Genomic DNA, 17,056 nt, shown 5'->3' on the forward strand with positions numbered 1-17,056 from the left:
CGAAAGGCGGTGCCGGAAGGGCCTGGCTCGCCTACGTCGGGTCCAGGCCGTGGCTGCGCAGCCACGGAAGGGGGTCGACCGAGCTGCCCCCGCCGGGCCGGACCTCGAAGTGCAGGTGCGGACCGGTCGAGTTGCCGGAGTTCCCGGAGTACGCGATCGGCTCGCCGGCCTTCACCTTGATCCCGGAGGAGACGCGGTAGCTGGAGAGGTGGCAGTACCAGGTCTCCGTGCCGTCCTTCGCCGTCAGGATCAGCATGTTGCCGTAGGCGACGTTGTACTGAGTGCGCACGGTGCCGTCGGTCGCGGCCATCACGGTCGTGCCGTAGGAGACCGGGAAGTCGATGCCGGTGTGCTGGGACATCCAGTTGATGCCGGACTGGCCGTACAGGGCGCTGAGCCCGTGCGCGGCGACCGGCAGGGCGTACTTGGGGCGCAGCCGCTCCTTGCGGGCCGCCTCCGCGATCGCCTTCTTGCGGTCGGCCTCCTGCTGCGCCTTGAGGTCGATGCGCTCCTGGGTGCGGCTGACGCGGTCGCCGAAGTCGTCGGCCTCGGCGCTCAGCGTCTGGAGCTGCGCGTCCAGCTTGTTGTTGGCGGCGGACGGCTTCACCGGCTGCGCCTCGGCGGCGGACGCCGTGGTCTCCGTGTCGTCGCCGCCGGTCAGCGTGCCGACGGAGGCGGCGGCGATCCCGGCGACGCCCATCACGCAGGCCGAGGGGACGGCCACGGTGAGGAGCGCGGAACGCTTCGCGGGCGAGCGGCGCCGGGAGCGGTTGGCGGCGCGGGCGGCGACCCGGGAGGCGGGGGCCGGAGCGGTCTCCTCCTGGTCGTCGAGGAGGGGGGCGTCGGGGACGGCGGTCAGCTCACCGGTGGCGGCCGGGTCGCCGTCGTCGTAGGCGAGAGCGTCGTCGTACGCGCCGTTCTCGTCGTACGAACCCGTCTCGTCGTACGCGCCTGGCTCGACGGCTTCGAAAGTGGAGGTGGCCTGCTGGTCGAACGGCACCTCGTGCTGGTGCTCGTACTCCTCGGCGCCCGGGGCGGGGACACCGCCGTCGGAGTTCCACTGGGTGGCGTCGTAGGCGCCGGTGTCGAAGGCCTGCGTGCCCCATTCCCACTGCTGGGTCTGGTCGGCCGGGCCGCTCGACCGCTCGGGCTGCTGCCAGGCGCTCGCGTCCCACTGGCCGCTGGTGTCGGGGGCCGGGGACTGCTGCGGGATGGCGGACAGCTGCTGGTCCGTGGACCAGGCGGTCGTGTCGTAGGCGCCCGTGTCGTAGGCGGCGTGGTGCTGGGCCGCGTACGGGTCGTAGTTCAGGCTCTGGTGGCTGCCCGTCGCCCAGTGCGTGGTGTCGTACGCGCCGGTCGCGGAGCCGTCGTCCGGCATGACGCCGTAGAGGGGGTCGGCCGCGTAGTGCCCGGAGGGCTGGGCCTCTCCGTCGACGGCGACGGCGTCGAAGCCCTGGTACGAGGTGAAGCCGTCGTACGGAGCCTCCTGGGTGCCGTAGGACGCGTAGTGCGCGGAGTCGGCGTCGGAAGCCGGAGCCGGGGTGGTCATGGTCCCCGACGGATGACGGTCGTTCACCAACTTCTCTCTCGCCTCGACAACAGGGGCTGCCAGAGCAGTGCGGCGACTGTACCCGGCGGTATGCGGGCGCGACAATCTTCCGCAGGTTTCGTGCCCGAGTGAAAGGGGCATTCGGCCCTGTTTCGGGGGAGGGCGGGCGCGGGTTTGGCCCTATGTTCGAAAACTGTTCGACGTTGTACGACCGTCAGGACGGGCGTTCGGTCGTCAGGCGACCGTCAGCCCGTCCGTGTGCGGGGCGGCCGCCGCGGCCGCCGCGCGGTCGAGGTCGAGGGCCTGCCGTATCCCGGTCGCCACGGCCGGATGGACGGGCAGCGCGAGATGGCCGATGCCGCTCACCTGGACGTTCTGCGCGCGGAGGTCGGGGTGGTCGAGACGGGCGCTCTCCAGCGGGACCATCAGATGGTCCAGGTCGCTCCAGAAGCTGACGAAGTTGGTCCGGCACCCGGGTGCGGGGCGGGACAGCTCCTCCATCACCTCCGACTCGGGGCGCATCTGGCGCACTATGGGATGCGCGTTTGCCAGCGGCGCCACCCGTGTGCCGGCGTGCGGAGTGCCGAGCGTGACCAGCGTGCGCACCCGGCTGTCGCCGCCGAGGCACTGCACGTAGTAGCGGGCGATCAGACCGCCCAGGCTGTGCCCCACGACGTCCACACGGCCGCTGCCCGTGCGCTCGCAGATCTCCTCGATGTGCCGTCCCAGCAGCTCGGCCGCCGTGCGGATGTCGCAGGTCAGCGGGGAGTAGTTGAGGGACTCCACGCGATGCCTGCCGTGTTGGGCGAGGCTGCGGCGCAGCAGCACGAACACCGAGCGGTTGTCGATGAAACCGTGCAGCAGGACGACGGGCGGCGCGGCTTCGGTCGGCAGCCGGGCCGGATCGCTCGCGTCGTCAGCGGTGGGCAGCGGAGGAACGACTTGTCCGCGGCGCTCCTGGACGATGCCGGAGGGGTACAGGAGGAGGTGCCCGGCGAGGATCGCGAGCTCCAGGGCCGTCGCCTTCAGAAGCGTCACGGAGAGCCCCGCCAGTCTGCTCGGCAGCAGACGCTGACACAGCGGAAACAGGGGCTCCAACGCCCGGGTGACCTGCATGGCCGACCTCCTGTCGGCACGCTGGGGACGCCTCTGTCCCCCGTGTGCCCTCGTGGAAGTCGCGGTGCGGGCCTCTCGTGCCCGCCGGTGCGCGCGCCGCCACGGCGCGCCTTGCGCCTCGGCGGTGCGGCGACCTCGTGTGCGGCTCCCGGTGCGCGAGTACCCCCCTGATGCGAAAGGAACCCCGCGCGGCGAACGTGTACGTGTCCCACCGTGTGATTTCCCCCTCGCCGCATCCCAGAAACTGCCGGGTGCGGGATGCTGGAGATAACGTTCGTTCACTTCGAAATGGCTTCATGGAGGCAGTGATGGGTGTGGCAGCCGGTCCGATCCGCGTCGTGGTGGCGAAGCCGGGGCTCGACGGCCACGATCGTGGAGCCAAGGTGATCGCGCGCGCTCTGCGCGACGCCGGTATGGAGGTCATCTACACCGGCCTCCATCAGACGCCCGAGCAGATCGTCGACACCGCGATCCAGGAGGACGCCGACGCGATCGGCCTGTCGATCCTCTCGGGGGCGCACAACACGCTTTTCGCCGCGGTGATCGAGCTGCTCCGGGAGCGGGACGCGGCGGACATCCTCGTCTTCGGCGGGGGGATCATCCCGGAGGCGGACATCGCGCCGCTGAAGGAGAAGGGCGTCGCGGAGATCTTCACGCCGGGGGCGACGACGACGTCGATCGTGGAGTGGGTGCGGGAGAACGTGCGGCAGCCGGCGGGGGCGTAGGGCTGTCCCCGGGGCGGCGAGGCGTACGCGGGGGCGTGCGGGGCGGTTCGTGTGCGGGCGGTTCGTCCTGCGAGGCGGTTCGTCCTGTAGGGCCAGGGCATTCCTCGGACGGGTGGGGGCGTCGTGACCGGTGCCGTCATTCCGGTCCGGGCTCCTGCGGCGTCATCGGCTCCGCTGGCCGCAGCTCCGCCGCCATCACCGCCCGCAGCCGCAGCGTCGTGCCCAGCCGCTGGAAGGCCTCCGTCCAGTAGCCGCCGGCCCCCGGCGACGCGTCCTCCGGTTCGTCCGGGGTGGTCAGCAGGCCGTCCAGGCGGACCGCCTCCGCCGGGTCCAGGCAGCGCTCGGCCAGGCCCATCACCCCGCTGAAGCTCCACGGGTAGCTGCCCGCGTCACGCGCGATGTTCAGTGCGTCGACCACCGCCCGCCCCAGGGGCGCGGCCCAGGGCACCGCGCACACACCGAGCAACTGGAACGCCTCCGACAGGCCGTGCGCCGCGATGAAGCCGGCCACCCACCCGGCCCGCTCGTCCACCGGCAGCGTCCCCAGCAGCTTGGCCCGCTCGGCCAGCGAGACCGCGCCCGGCCCGCCCGCCCCGGGCGCCGACGGAGCCCCGAGAAGCGCCCGCGACCAGGCGGCGTCCCGCTGCCGGACGGCCGCCCGGCACCACGCCGCGTGCAGCTCGCTCATCCAGTCGTCGGCGACCGGCAGCGCCACGATCTCCTCGGGCGTACGATCGCCCAGGCGCGCGGGCCAGGCGGCTAGCGGGGCCGCTTCCACCAGCTGGCCCAGCCACCAGGACCGCTCGCCCCGGCCCGACGGAGCCTTGGGGGCCACGCCGTCGCGTTCCATGGCCGCGTCGCACTCATGCGGCGCCTCGACGACGAGCGTCGGTGTGTCACGGGTGGGGTCGAGGGCCACGCACGCGCCGGCCCGCACCGCCATCCGAGCGGCGAGCGCCGAGCCCGGCAGCGCCGACAGCAGCTCCGCCGCCGTGGCCCGGACGTTGCGGCTGCGGTCGGCGAGGGCCTGCTCCAGGAACGGCTCGTCCCGCGGGCCCAGGCCGGTGCGCAGCGAGTCGAGGAACATCAGCCGGTCCTCGGCGCGCTCCGTCGGCCAGGTGGCCGACAGCAGGGTGCGGGCCGCGTCGGGGTCGCGGGCGCGTAGCCCTGCCAGGAGGGCGACCCGCTCGGCGAACAGCCCTTCCCGCCAGAGCGCTGTGACCCGGTCCGGTGCCTCCGGCCCCGGCAGGGACGCGCCGGCGCCGGGCGTGGCGCGCAGAGCGAACCGCCAGTCCGGGTTGAGCCGGGCCAGCCACAGGGCGCGCGAGCCCGCGAACTCCAGGACCGCCGGACGCAGGTCCGTACGGGCCCTCGCCGCGTCGAGCAGGGCGGGCAGTGTCTCGGCAGGTGGCGCGAAGCCGTGTGCGTTGGCCGCCGCGAGCCATTGGGGGAGCAGCTCCATGAGATCGGGCGCGCTGCCCCTGCGGCCGCCTCCGCCCGCGCCGGGGCGGTCGGCCAGGAGGAGGGCGAGTCTGCGGGCGGCGGGGGCGGGCAGCCGGGGGCGGGGGTCGGCCGGGGCCGGCTCGAGGCGGGGCGCCGCAGGGCCCGGCCGGAGGCCGGCTCTCCGCCGTACGGTCTCGGCGGCGGCGGCGTCCAGCAGGGCCGTCGGGTGGGCTTGGCCGGCGGTCGGCGTCCGCCGGTCTGTGCCCAGGAGGGCTGCGGTGAGGAGGTCTTGCCAGGTGGGCGGGATGCGCTGGGCGTGGGGCATGGGCAGGGTCGGCCTTTCCGTCGGGGCCGGAGGTGGGGAGGTGGTCGGTGTGGTGGGTGCTGCCGGGGTGAGGGGGCGGCGTCGCCGGGTGCGGCCGGGGTGGGGGTGGGCCGGCGTTGCCGAGTGCCGCTGCGCCCGCCCCCTCGCTCTCGGCTTCGCTCGGACTGACCGCGGCTCTCAACCTTGGGCGGTCAGCACAGGGGGGTCGGTGGATGAGGGGGTGGCGGCCAGGCCGTGAGGGGGGTGAAGCCCTGGTGGCCGCAGGTGCCGAAGATTGTGAGGGGGGCGCCGGACGAGAGGGCGATCAGGCGCCACAGGGCGGGGCGGGTGACGGCGGCCGGGGTGAGGGGGAGGGCCGTGTCGCCCCCGGCGTCCGCCAACTGCCAGGAGTCGCCGGTCGGGGTCGGTATGACGTCGTCCAGGGTGACCGGGACGGAGTCCAACCAGGGGTCGTCGCGGAGGGCGTCGCCGTAGCGGGCGGTCGCTTCAAGCGTCGTCATGCCGGGAGGGCGGGCATCGGCCGGGGCGGGCGGGGCGAACCGCTCGCCGAGGGAGGCCCGGAGCCGTCCGGCGCCGGGATGGCCGCGGTGGAAGGTCAGTTCCGCGTCCAGGGTCATGCCGACCGGCAACGACACCTCGGGGGCGCGGCCGGCGGCGCCGTAGGAGAGCAGGAGCGCCGTGCGGGACGAGGCGGCGCCGTGCAGCCAGACGCGGCGGGTGGTCAGCTTGGCGTCACCGGTGTCGTACTGGGCGAGGACCAGCCAGTCGTCGCGCAGCGGGGCGCCGGCCGCGGTGGAGGGCAGGCCGACGCGGGTGCGGACGGTGGCGGCCAGCGCGTCCGGCAGTCGCGCGCGCCGCAGCCAGCCCTGGTCGAGGAGGTGCAGCAGCGCGCACTCCTCCAGCAGCCGCGCCGGCCAGCCGGGCCCCGAGGAGGGGATCGCCCCCAACTCACGGACCCGTGAGGCCAGCCCGGGCGCCTGGGCGTCGATCATGCGCGCCGCCGTCTCCTCCCACAGCTCGTATCCCGACCGCTCGGCCGTGGCCAGGCCGGAGCGCAGGAGGTCGGCGAGCCGCTGCTCCAGCTCCGTCACCCCCGCCGTGATCCGCTCGGCGCGCCGTTCCGCCCGCCGCCGCGCCCCCTCCGGATCGGCGGGCCCGGTCCCGGAACCCCGCGGACCCGCCGTCCGTTTCTCCGGCGTGCGGTCGCGCCGTGCCGACGTCCATCGCTCGGCCCAGTCCGGCGCCCGCCCCGGCGAAGCCGCCACCTCCCCGCCCGACCAGAGCAGGAGCAGCCCCAGCGCGTGCTTGCAGGGGAGCTTCCGGCTCGGACAACTGCATGAGTACGCCGGACTCGACGCCTCCCTCACATCCACGACCGTCCGGTGCGGCGTGCTGCCGCTCCCCTTGCACACCCCCCACACCGCCCCCTCCTCCGCACACCCCGTCTCCGACCACGGACCTGCCGTGCCGAGTTCCCTTCCCGCTGCGCGTGACGTGGCGTCAGGCGCCAGTGACAGCACCTGTTCCGCTGTCCAGCGCACCCCCTGCTGAGTCATGCCCCCGACGGTAGATCCCGCCACTGACAATCGGCCCGGCCGCGACCTCCGCTAGCACGTTTGGGCAGGTCACATCGCGTTGTCAGTGGCGTGGTGCACGGTGGACACCAGATCCGAACCGGCCGAACCGGAGGGGGACCAGATATGTCCGTGGGACTGAGTGAGCGGCGTCCGGCCGACGTGTTGCGGCCGCACGCCGAGGCCGCCTTCGCCGAGGAGCTCGCCGCGCTCGCCGCGCAGGACGACCGCCCCCGCCCGGCCCGCTGGAAGCTGTCGCCGTGGGCGGTCGCCACCTACCTCCTCGGCGGCGCCCTGCCCGACGGGACCGTGATCACACCGAAGTACGTGGGGCCGCGCCGCATCGTCGAGGTCGCCGTCTCCACGCTGGCCACCGACCGCGCCCTCCTCCTGCTGGGCGTGCCCGGCACGGCGAAGACCTGGGTGTCCGAGCACCTGGCGGCCGCGGTCAGCGGCGACTCGACGCTGCTCGTGCAGGGCACGGCGGGCACGCCCGAGGAGGCCATCCGCTACGGCTGGAACTACGCGCAGCTCCTCGCGCACGGCCCGAGCCGGGACGCCCTCGTCCCCAGCCCCGTCATGCGGGCGATGGCCGAGGGAAGGACGGCGCGCGTGGAGGAGCTGACCCGCGTCCCGGCCGACGTGCAGGACACGCTGATCACGATCCTGTCGGAGAAGACGCTGCCGATACCGGAGCTGGGGCAGGAGGTGCAGGCGGTCCCCGGCTTCAACCTGATCGCCACCGCCAACGACCGCGACCGCGGGGTCAACGAGCTCTCCAGCGCCCTGCGCCGCCGTTTCAACACGGTGGTGCTGCCGCTGCCCGCGAGCGTGGAGGCCGAGGTCGACATCGTCACGCGGCGCGTCGACCAGATCGGCCGCTCCCTCGACCTGCCGGCCGGGACCGACGGCATCGACGAGATCCGCCGGGTCGTCACGGTCTTCCGCGAACTGCGCGACGGGATCACCGCCGACGGCCGGACGAAGGTCAAGTCGCCGAGCGGCACGCTGTCGACGGCGGAGGCCATCTCCGTCGTCACCGGCGGGCTCGCCCTGGCCGCCCACTTCGGCGACGGCGTCCTGCGCCCGGCCGACGTCGCCGCGGGCATCCTCGGGGCCGTCGTCCGCGACCCGGCCGCCGACCGGGTGGTGTGGCGGGAGTACCTGGAGGCGGTGGTCCGCGAGCGGGAGGGCTGGACCGACTTCTACCGCGCCTGCCGGGAGGTGAGCGCATGAGCGCGACCTACGGCGCCCACGGCGTCCGAGGCCTGCACATGCCCGAGTGCGACCGACAGCGGCGCGCCTGCGAGGGCGACGGTCCGGCGGGCACGCGCGGGCGGAGGAGGCCCGGATGAGGGACGTCGCGGAGCGGCCGCTGCTGCTCGGTGTGCGGCACCACGGGCCCGGTTCGGCCCGGGGGGTGCGTGCCGCACTGGAGGCGGCCCGGCCCCGGACGGTGCTGATCGAGGGCCCGCCGGAGGCCGACGCGCTGATCGCGCTGGCCGCCCACGAGGACATGCGGCCGCCGGTCGCGCTCCTCGGGCACGCCGTGGACGAGCCCGGACGGTCGGCGTTCTGGCCGATGGCCGAGTTCTCCCCCGAGTGGGTCGCGTTGCGCTGGGCCCTGGAGCACGGGGTGCCGGCCCGGTTCATCGACCTGCCGGCCGCCCACTCGCTGGCCTGGGACAAAGAGGAGGAGGGGGAGGACGGGGGAGTCGAGGGCCTGCGCGTCGACCCCCTCGCGGCGCTCGCCGGCACCGCCGGTCATGACGATCCCGAGCGCTGGTGGGAGGACGTCGTCGAACACCGCTCGGCGGGGGAGCGGGACCCGTTCGCGCCCTTCGCCGCGCTGGAGGAGGCCATGACGGCGCTGCGGGAGGCGTACGACGGCACTGGCGGCGTCGACGACGACAGGGACGCCCTGCGCGAGGCGTCCATGCGGCTCCGGTTGCGGGCGGCGCTGCGGGAGCACGGGGCCGGCGGGGTGGCCGTGGTGTGCGGGGCCTGGCATGTCCCCGCGCTGCGGCGGCGGACGACCGTCGCGGCCGACCGGGCGCTGCTGAAGGGCCTGCCCAGGGTGAAGGCCGACCTGACCTGGGTGCCCTGGACGCACCGCAGACTGGCGCGGGTCGGGGGGTACGGCGCGGGGGTCGACTCGCCGGGCTGGTACGCACACCTGTTCGCCGCGCCGGACCGGCCCGTGGAGCGCTGGCTGACGAAGGTCGCGGGCCTGTTGCGGGAAGAGGACCGGATCGTGTCCCCGGCGCACGTCATCGAGGCGGTGCGGCTCGCCGAGGCGCTCGCCGCGCTGCGCGGCCGTCCGCTGCCCGGCCTGGGGGAGACGACGGACGCCGTGCGGGCGGTGCTGTGCGAGGGGTCCGACGTGCCGCTGGCCCTGGTGCACGACCGGCTGGTCGTCGGGGACGCGCTGGGGGAGGTGCCCGCCGGGGCGCCGGCGGTGCCGTTGCAGCGCGACCTGGACAGGACGCAGCGGCGGCTGCGGCTGAAACCGGAGGCGCGTGAACGGGAGGCGGAGCTCGACCTGCGCAAGGACAACGACGCCGAGCGCAGCCGGCTGCTGCACCGGCTCAGGCTGCTGCACGTCCCGTGGGGCCGGCCGGCCGCCTCGCGTGGGAGCACGGGAACGTTCCGGGAGACGTGGCGGCTGCGCTGGGAGCCGGAGCTGTCGGTGCGGGTCGCCGAGGCCGGGGTGTGGGGGACGACCGTCCTCGCCGCCGCGACCGCCAAGGCGCAGGCCGACGCCGTCGCCGCCCGGGACCTCGCCGAGGTGACCGCGCTCGCCGAGCGCTGCCTCCTGGCCGGCCTGCCGGACGCGCTGCCGACCGTGATGCGGGTCCTCGCCGACCGCGCCGCGCTCGACGCCGACGTCGGCCACCTCGCCCAGGCTCTGCCCGCCCTGGTCCGTGCCCAGCGCTACGGCGATGTGCGCGGCACCGACACCGGTGCGCTGGCCGGCGTCGCCGCCGGGCTCGCCGAGCGGGTCTTCGTCGGCCTGCCCCCCGCGTGCGCCGCGCTGGACGCCGAGGCGGCCGAGGAGATGCGGCGCCACGTCGACGCGGTGCACGGGGCGGTCGGGCTGCTGGCGGAGACGGCAGGACCGGGAGAGAGAAGTGGTGACGCCGCCGGCACCCGTCAGGGCGGGCTGCGCCGACGCTGGCTGCGGGTGCTGCGCACGCTGGCCGCTCGGGACGCGGTGGCCGGGGTCGTCCGGGGGCGGGCCGTCCGGTTGCTGCTGGACGAGGGGGAGGTGGCGGGCGAGGAGGCGGCCCGGCTGATGGGGCTCGCGCTGTCGCCGAGAACGCCGCCGGCGGACGCGGCCGCCTGGATCGAGGGCTTCGTCGGAGGCGGCGCGGGCGGCGGGCTGCTCCTCGTGCACGACGAACGGCTGCTCGCGCTGGTCGACGCGTGGCTGACGGGAGTCTCCGTCGAGGCGTTCACGGACGTGCTGCCGCTGCTGCGGCGGACGTTCGCGGCGTATGAGACGGGGGTGCGCAGAACGCTCGGGGAACTGGTGCGGCGCGGGCCCGAGCAGCGGGCGGACGTGGTGGGAGCGGCGTCCGGGACACCCGGCTTCGCCGCCGAAGCCGACGGGGAGCGGGCGGACGCCGTGCTGCCGGTGGTCCGGCTGCTGCTGGGCGACGACGACCTGGTGGAGGTGGGCGCATGACGAGGGGGCCGGTAGGGACGGCAGAACCGGCGGGGGCCGATCGGGAGAGGGAGGCGGGGGGCGCCCCGGCGGAGCGGCTGCGGCGCTGGCGGCTCGTGCTGGGCGGCGACGAGGCGGACGGCACCGCTCACGCGCTGTCAGGGCGTGACGCGGCCATGGACGGCGCGCTCGACGCGCTCTACGGGGAGCAGGGAAGGAAGGCGAGGAAGGCAGACGCACCGCGGTCGGGGAGGGACCGTTCGGCGGGGCTCGGGGCTTCGGCGCCCGCCGTGGCGCGCTGGCTCGGGGACATCCGCGCCTACTTCCCTTCCTCCGTCGTCCAGGTGATGCAGCGGGACGCCGTCGACCGGCTCGGACTGTCCGCGCTGCTGCTGGAGCCGGAGATGCTGGAGGCGGTGGAGGCGGACGTGCATCTCGTCGGCACGCTGCTCTCGCTGAACAAGGCGATGCCGGAGACGACGCGGGAGACGGCGCGGGCCGTCGTCCGCAAGGTGGTCCAGGAGCTGGAGAAGCGGCTCGCCACCCGCACCCGGGCCACGATCACCGGCGCTCTCGACCGCAGCGCGCGGGTCGCCAGACCCCGGCACCACGACATCGACTGGAACCGCACGATCGCCGCCAACCTCAAGCACTACCTGCCCGAGCGGCGCACGCTCGTGCCCGAGCGGCTCGTCGGGTACGGGCGGGCGTCGCGGTCGGTGAAGAAGGAGGTGATCCTCTGCGTCGACCAGTCGGGGTCCATGGCGGCCTCGGTGGTGTACGCCTCGGTGTTCGGGGCGGTGCTGGCGTCGATGCGGTCGATCAGCACCCGGCTCGTCGTCTTCGACACGGCGGTCGTCGACCTCACCGACCAGCTCGACGATCCCGTGGACGTCCTGTTCGGCACCCAGCTCGGCGGCGGCACGGACATCAACCGGGCGCTCGCCCACTGCCAGGCCCGGATCACCCGTCCGGCGGACACGGTGGTGGTGCTCGTCAGCGACCTGTACGAGGGCGGCATACGGGACGAGATGCTGAAGCGGGTCGCGGCGATGAAGGCGTCGGGCGTGCAGTTCGTCGCGCTGCTCGCGCTGTCGGACGAGGGGGCGCCGGCCTACGACCGGGAGCACGCGGCCGCGCTCGCGGCACTGGGCGCGCCGGCGTTCGCCTGCACACCCGACCTGTTCCCCGAGGTGATGGCGGCGGCGATCGAGAGACGTCCGCTGCCGGTGCCGGACCCGGAGGGCGCCGCGGCGCCGCGCGGCTGACCTGCCTGGAGACCCCGCGGGGCCCGTCGCGGGCTCACCGGGGCGGCCCCGGCTCGGTGAGCCCCCTCCCTCCCGGCACGGGGTGCCAGTGAGCCCGGCATCATGTGACAGGTATCACCGCTCAGGTGTGACCCTCGATTTAGAGGCCTCCCGGAAGCAGAGATAACCTGCGAGACGGACATGCCGCGCGCTCGGACACCGTGTGCGCCTCCCTTGTGACAGACAGCGGACGTCACGTTGCCCTCGCGGCACGCCCACGCAGACAACGAACCGCGAGATCACTGATAGGGACGGAAGCGCGTGGACCTGTTCGAGTACCAGGCGAGGGACCTCTTCGCCAAGCACGATGTACCGGTGCTGGCCGGTGAAGTCATCGACACGCCTGAGGCGGCCCGCGCAGCCACTGAGCGTCTCGGTGGCAAGTCCGTCGTCAAGGCCCAGGTGAAGGTCGGCGGCCGCGGCAAGGCCGGCGGCGTGAAGCTGGCGGCGACCGCCGACGAGGCGGTCGAGCACGCGACCAACATCCTCGGCATGGACATCAAGGGCCACACGGTCCACAAGGTGATGATCGCCGAGACGGCCCCGGAGATCGTGGAGGAGTACTACGTCTCCTTCCTCCTGGACCGCGCCAACCGCACCTTCCTCTCCATCGCCTCCGTCGAGGGCGGCATGGAGATCGAGGAGGTGGCGGAGACCCGCCCCGAGGCCGTCGCCAAGACCCCGATCGACGCCAACGTGGGTGTGACCCCCGAGGTCGCCCGCCAGATCGTCCAGGCCGCGAACTTCCCGGCCGAGGTCGCCGACAAGGTCGAGAACGTCCTGGTCACCCTGTGGAAGACCTTCATCGAAGAGGACGCGCTCCTCGTCGAGGTCAACCCGCTGGCCAAGGTCGCCTCGGGTGAGGTCATCGCCCTGGACGGCAAGGTCTCCCTGGACGAGAACGCTGAGTTCCGTCAGCCGGAGCATGAGGCCCTCCAGGACAAGGACGCGGCCAACCCGCTCGAGGCCGCCGCCAAGGAGAAGAACCTCAACTACGTCAAGCTCGACGGTGAGGTCGGCATCATCGGCAACGGCGCGGGTCTCGTCATGAGCACCCTGGACGTCGTCGCGTACGCCGGTGAGAAGCACGGCGGCGTGAAGCCGGCCAACTTCCTCGACATCGGCGGTGGCGCGTCCGCCGCCGTCATGGCGAACGGCCTGGAGATCATCCTCGGCGACCCGGACGTCAAGTCCGTCTTCGTCAACGTCTTCGGTGGCATCACCGCCTGTGACGAGGTCGCAAACGGCATCGTCCAGGCGCTGCAGCTGCTCAAGGACAAGGGCGAGGAAGTCACCAAGCCCCTCGTCGTCCGTCTGGACGGCAACAACGCCGAGCTGGGTCGCAAGATCCTCTCCGACGCCAACCACCCGCTGGTCCAGCGCGTGGACACCATGGACGGCGCGGCCGACAAGGCCGCCGAGCTCGCGGCTGCGAAGTAAGGGACGAGGGACTAAACAGCCATGGCTATCTTCCTCAACAAGGACAGCAAGGTCATCGTCCAGGGCATGACCGGTGCCACGGGCATGAAGCACACCAAGCTCATGCTGGCCGACGGCACGAACATCGTCGGTGGCGTGAACCCCCGCAAGGCGGGCACGTCCGTCGACATCGACGGCACCGAGATCCCGGTCTTCGGCACGGTCGCCGAGGCCATGGAGAAGACGGGCGCCAACGTGTCCGTCCTCTTCGTCCCGCCGGCCTTCGCCAAGGCCGCCGTCGTCGAGGCCATCGACGCCGAGATCCCGCTCGCGGTCGTCATCACCGAGGGCATCGCCGTCCACGACTCGGCCGCGTTCTACGCGTACGCCGTGTCCCAGGGCAACAAGACCCGGATCATCGGCCCGAACTGCCCCGGCCTCATCACGCCGGGCCAGTCCAACGCCGGCATCATCCCGGGCGACATCACCAAGCCGGGCCGTATCGGCCTGGTGTCGAAGTCCGGCACGCTGACGTACCAGATGATGTACGAGCTGCGGGACATCGGCTTCTCGTCGGCCGTCGGCATCGGTGGCGACCCGGTCATCGGCACGACCCACATCGACGCGCTCGCCGCGTTCGAGGCCGACCCCGACACCGACCTGATCGTGATGATCGGCGAGATCGGCGGCGACGCCGAGGAGCGTGCCGCGGCGTACATCGCGGAGAACGTGAAGAAGCCGGTCGTCGGCTACGTCGCGGGCTTCACCGCGCCCGAGGGCAAGACGATGGGCCACGCCGGCGCGATCGTCTCCGGTTCCTCCGGCACCGCCCAGGCGAAGAAGGAGGCCCTCGAGGCCGCCGGCGTCAAGGTGGGCAAGACGCCCACCGAGACGGCGAAGCTGGCGCGGGAGATCCTCGCCGGCTGACGTCCGGCTGCGCCGAGCTTGAACCGCGCGAGTTCAGCGTGAGCGGGCCCGCTCCCCTGTGGGGGCGGGCCCGTCGGCGTTTTCCGAGGCATTGTCGCCCGAGGGGCGCCCGGGGCCGGCGGAAGCTACCGCGGTTGCGGGCTCAGCCTTTGGGGGCCGTTGAACAGCTGGGCTCTGAGTTTGGCTCTCAGGGCCAGCTCCGTGGCGGACAGCGGGCCGGGCGCCGCTCTCGGAGGGACTCCGGGGACCGTCCGGCCCGGGGGGACCGGTGGTTCATAGCGGGTCGGGGCCGTGTACAGGGCCAGGACGGTCACGCTGATCAGGGCGACCGTGAAGGTGATCGCCGCTCTCGTCCACAGCCGGGCCCGGCGTTCGCCGCCCATGCGGACGACGGCGGGTCTGGCGGCGCGCAGGCGCTCCGCGGACGCCACCTCCGCCAGCCGCCGGCGCAGCAGTCCGGGGGCCGCCAGATCGGGCAGGCGCGCGACGACCGCCTCGCGGGCGTGCAGCAGACGGCTCGCGGTGGCGGGCGTGCTGGCCTCCGTCTCCGCCGCGGTCTCCGGCAGCCCGAGGCCGATCCCGTCGTACAGCAGGAGGGTGCGGCGGTAGGACGGTGGGAGGGACAGCAGTACGTCCATCAGCGCACGGTCGGCGGGGATGGCGGGCGGGGGCTCGGGGTTGCGGAACCGGGGGCGGAACTGGTGCCAGGGGGAGAGGGCGTACTCGTGGGTCGTCGCCCGCACCCAGCCCGCGGGGTCGGGGTCGACGGCCACCTCGGGCCAGCGGTGCCAGGCGGCCTGGAAAGCCTGTTCGACCGACTCGCGGGCGAGTTCACGGCGGCCGGTGAGGAGGTAGGCCTGCCGGACGAGGGAGGGGGCGCAGTGGGCGTAGAGGGCGTCGAAGGCCTCGGTGGGGGTCTGGGCGGCGGCGGGGGAGCCGGCGGCGCAAGAACCGGCGGCGGACTGGGCGACGGGGGAGTCCGCGGGCGCTCGGTCTTCACGGTGCGGTCTCTTCGTCCGTGCGTCCGGCCGTGTTCCGCGGGTGGTCTCCGGGGGGAGCGCCGGCGGGCAGGCGAGCGTGGCGAGCAGCTTCGCGTACGCCTCTCTTCTGCTGCCTTGGGGAGTCGTACGGCCGGCCTCCCACGATCGCACCGTCTCCCGGCTGACGCCCAGTCGGGCGGCGAGCTGAGCCTGCGTCAGCGAGGCGTGCTCGCGCAGGCGTCGGCGTTCCTTGGGCGGGGGGAGCGGGGTGCCAGGGCTCTGTGTCGTCACCGGTCGCCCCTCCGTCCAGAAAAGTACATAAACGTATATTGAGCGACACAACGGCAGTTCGCCTATTACGACGGGAAGGCGCGTGTCGTTGGGACCATGACGGGCGTGATCCGAAAGCCCCTTCGCCGACCGTTGCCGTCGCCGTCGCTTCTGCGCGCCCGGCTGCTCGACCGTTCGCCCGCGGGCCTGGGCGCCGGGCTGCTGGGCGGAGCTCTGGCCGCCGGGCTGGGGCTCGGCGCGCTCGCCGTGCTCGTGACGATGCTGTGGATCAGTTCGCCGTATCCCGATAGCGGGCCGGGGAGCGCGTTGCGTGTGGCGGCCTCGCTGTGGGTGCTGGCCCACGGGGCCGAGCTGGTGCGCACCGAGACGTTGTCCGGGGCGCCGGCGCCGATGGGGGTCACGCCGTTGCTGCTGCTGGCGCTGCCGGTGTGGCTGGTGCACCGGGCGGCGCGGGACGCGGTGGACGGCGGCGGGGGCGGGGGCGGGGCGAGCGGGAGCGTGCCGCTGGTGAGTCCCCGGACGGCGTGGGCGGGGGTCGTCGCCGGCTACCTCGCGGTGGGTGTGTGCGCCGTGGCGTATGCGGCGGGCGGGGTGCTGCGACCGTCGTGGGTGTGGACGGCGGTGTGTCTGCCCGCGCTCGTGGCGGCGGCGGCGGGGGTGGGGGTGTGGACCGGGTACGGCCGGCCGTGGGGGCCGGTGGAGCGGGTGCTGCGAGGGGTCGTGGGGGTGCGGTGGCTGTTCCTCGGGGCCCAGGACGGCGCGGCCGGGGCGGCCGGGGCCGGCGGCCGTGTCGCGCTGCGGGCGGCGGGGCTCGGCGTGGCCGTGCTGGTGGGGGGCGGGGCCCTGTTGGTGGCGGTGTCGTCGCTGTGGCACCTGGGGACTGCGCGGGGGGCGTTGGTGCAGCTCACCGAGGGGTGGTCCGGGCGGTTCGCGGTGTTGCTGCTGTGTGTGGCGCTGGTGCCCAACGCGGCGGTGTGGGGGGCGGGGTATGCACTGGGGCCCGGGTTCGTGTTGGGGGCGGGTCACGTGGTGGGGCCGCTGGGGTCGGCGCCGGCGCCCTTGCTGCCGCCGTTTCCTCTGCTGGCGGCGGTGCCTGCCGAGGGGGCGGGGGGTTGGGTCAACTGGGTCGCCGGTGTGGTGCCGGGGGTGGCCGCGGGGTTGGTCGGGTGGGTTGTGGGGCGGGCGGCTCGGGGGGCGGGGGATGCCGATGCCGTTGGCGAGGCCGGCGGTTGCGGTGAGCGGTGGGGTTTCGGGAGGACTGTGGGGGTGGTGGTGTGGTCGGGGGTGGTGTGCGCAGTGGGATTCGCCTTGCTGGCGGGGCTGGCAGGCGGGCCGTTGGGGGTGGGGGCGCTGGCTCGCTTCGGGCCGGTGTGGTGGGAGGTGGGGGGTGCGGTGGTCTTGTGGGTCGTGGGGGTGGGGGTGCCTGTGGGGGTGGCGGCACGGGGGGTGCGGCGGCGTACGGGGCCCGTGGCGGAGGAGGTGGCGGAGAGCGTCCGGGACGACGACCTCTATGACTTCGTGGAGGAGGGCGGGGTGGGGTTGTGACCGCCGGATGGGTCTCGCCCCCGCCGCCCCTTCCCGTCCCGACCCCGGGAGCTGCCGCCCCCGGACCCCCGCGTCGGCTTTGCTCCTGGCTCCGGCGGTGGCTCTGCTCGCGGGTTCCCGCCGGGTGCTCACGCCGGGCGGTTACGAGGCGGACGCCGTCACGTCCGCCGCGCGGTGTCGGCTCTGCT

At 74.0% G+C, this 17,056-nt stretch carries 12 protein-coding genes; 7 read left to right on the forward strand and 5 right to left on the reverse strand.

Going from position 1 to position 17,056, the window contains the following annotated elements:
* Positions 1–31: 31 nt before the first annotated feature.
* Together ACIRS4_RS18905 and ACIRS4_RS18910 are read right to left on the reverse strand one after the other, a co-directional pair.
* On the reverse strand, positions 32–1,690 hold the full coding sequence (locus tag ACIRS4_RS18905) for a M23 family metallopeptidase (protein ID WP_404196901.1): 1,659 nt from the start codon (positions 1,688–1,690) through the stop codon (positions 32–34).
* Positions 1,691–1,783: 93 nt separating this feature from the next.
* On the reverse strand, positions 1,784–2,665 hold the full coding sequence (locus ACIRS4_RS18910) for an esterase/lipase family protein (RefSeq protein WP_404196904.1): 882 nt from the start codon (positions 2,663–2,665) through the stop codon (positions 1,784–1,786).
* A gap of 308 nt (positions 2,666–2,973) precedes the next feature.
* On the opposite strand from ACIRS4_RS18910, the gene ACIRS4_RS18915 reads away from it, so the two are divergent.
* Positions 2,974–3,390: a cobalamin B12-binding domain-containing protein gene (locus tag ACIRS4_RS18915; protein ID WP_130441207.1), complete on the forward strand. Its 417-nt coding sequence runs from the start codon at positions 2,974–2,976 to the stop codon at positions 3,388–3,390.
* A gap of 136 nt (positions 3,391–3,526) precedes the next feature.
* Here the strand turns inward: ACIRS4_RS18915 and ACIRS4_RS18920 are convergent, their stop codons facing one another.
* Both ACIRS4_RS18920 and ACIRS4_RS18925 read right to left on the reverse strand, forming a co-directional pair.
* Positions 3,527–5,158 (reverse strand): DUF5691 domain-containing protein, encoded by a 1,632-nt coding sequence (locus tag ACIRS4_RS18920; RefSeq protein WP_404196907.1) that lies wholly within the window; start codon positions 5,156–5,158, stop codon positions 3,527–3,529.
* A gap of 191 nt (positions 5,159–5,349) precedes the next feature.
* The gene (locus ACIRS4_RS18925; RefSeq protein WP_404196910.1) at positions 5,350–6,714 is read right to left on the reverse strand and encodes an SWIM zinc finger family protein; all 1,365 of its coding nucleotides are present in this window, start codon (positions 6,712–6,714) and stop codon (positions 5,350–5,352) included.
* 144 nt (positions 6,715–6,858) lie between these two features.
* Here ACIRS4_RS18925 and ACIRS4_RS18930 point away from each other — a divergent pair, with 144 nt between their 5' ends.
* From ACIRS4_RS18930 to sucD, 5 genes are all read left to right on the forward strand, one after another.
* Positions 6,859–7,968 carry an AAA family ATPase gene (locus ACIRS4_RS18930; RefSeq protein ID WP_404196914.1) on the forward strand — a complete coding sequence of 370 codons (1,110 nt, stop codon included), beginning with the start codon at positions 6,859–6,861 and terminating at the stop codon, positions 7,966–7,968.
* Positions 7,969–8,083: 115 nt separating this feature from the next.
* Positions 8,084–10,420: a DUF5682 family protein gene (locus ACIRS4_RS18935; RefSeq protein ID WP_404196916.1), complete on the forward strand. Its 2,337-nt coding sequence runs from the start codon at positions 8,084–8,086 to the stop codon at positions 10,418–10,420.
* Complete coding sequence (locus ACIRS4_RS18940; RefSeq protein WP_404196919.1) at positions 10,417–11,667, forward strand: VWA domain-containing protein; 1,251 nt, start codon at positions 10,417–10,419, stop codon at positions 11,665–11,667. Before ACIRS4_RS18935 ends, ACIRS4_RS18940 begins: the two co-directional genes overlap by 4 nt.
* A gap of 300 nt (positions 11,668–11,967) precedes the next feature.
* Positions 11,968–13,146, forward strand: a complete 1,179-nt coding sequence (sucC, locus tag ACIRS4_RS18945) for an ADP-forming succinate--CoA ligase subunit beta (protein WP_404196922.1) — start codon at positions 11,968–11,970, stop codon at positions 13,144–13,146.
* Positions 13,147–13,167: 21 nt separating this feature from the next.
* Positions 13,168–14,052, forward strand: a complete 885-nt coding sequence (gene sucD, locus ACIRS4_RS18950; protein ID WP_404196925.1) for a succinate--CoA ligase subunit alpha — start codon at positions 13,168–13,170, stop codon at positions 14,050–14,052.
* Positions 14,053–14,177: 125 nt separating this feature from the next.
* Here the strand turns inward: sucD and ACIRS4_RS18955 are convergent, their stop codons facing one another.
* Positions 14,178–15,323, reverse strand: a complete 1,146-nt coding sequence (locus ACIRS4_RS18955) for a helix-turn-helix domain-containing protein (protein ID WP_404196928.1) — start codon at positions 15,321–15,323, stop codon at positions 14,178–14,180.
* 96 nt (positions 15,324–15,419) lie between these two features.
* Here ACIRS4_RS18955 and ACIRS4_RS18960 point away from each other — a divergent pair, with 96 nt between their 5' ends.
* Positions 15,420–16,868 carry a DUF6350 family protein gene (locus ACIRS4_RS18960; RefSeq protein WP_404196931.1) on the forward strand — a complete coding sequence of 483 codons (1,449 nt, stop codon included), beginning with the start codon at positions 15,420–15,422 and terminating at the stop codon, positions 16,866–16,868.
* The last annotated feature ends 188 nt before the right edge of the window (positions 16,869–17,056 follow it).

It is taken from the genome of Streptomyces sp. NPDC101166 (assembly GCF_044768125.1).
In the GTDB taxonomy this organism is placed as follows: Bacteria; Actinomycetota; Actinomycetes; order Streptomycetales; family Streptomycetaceae; genus Streptomyces.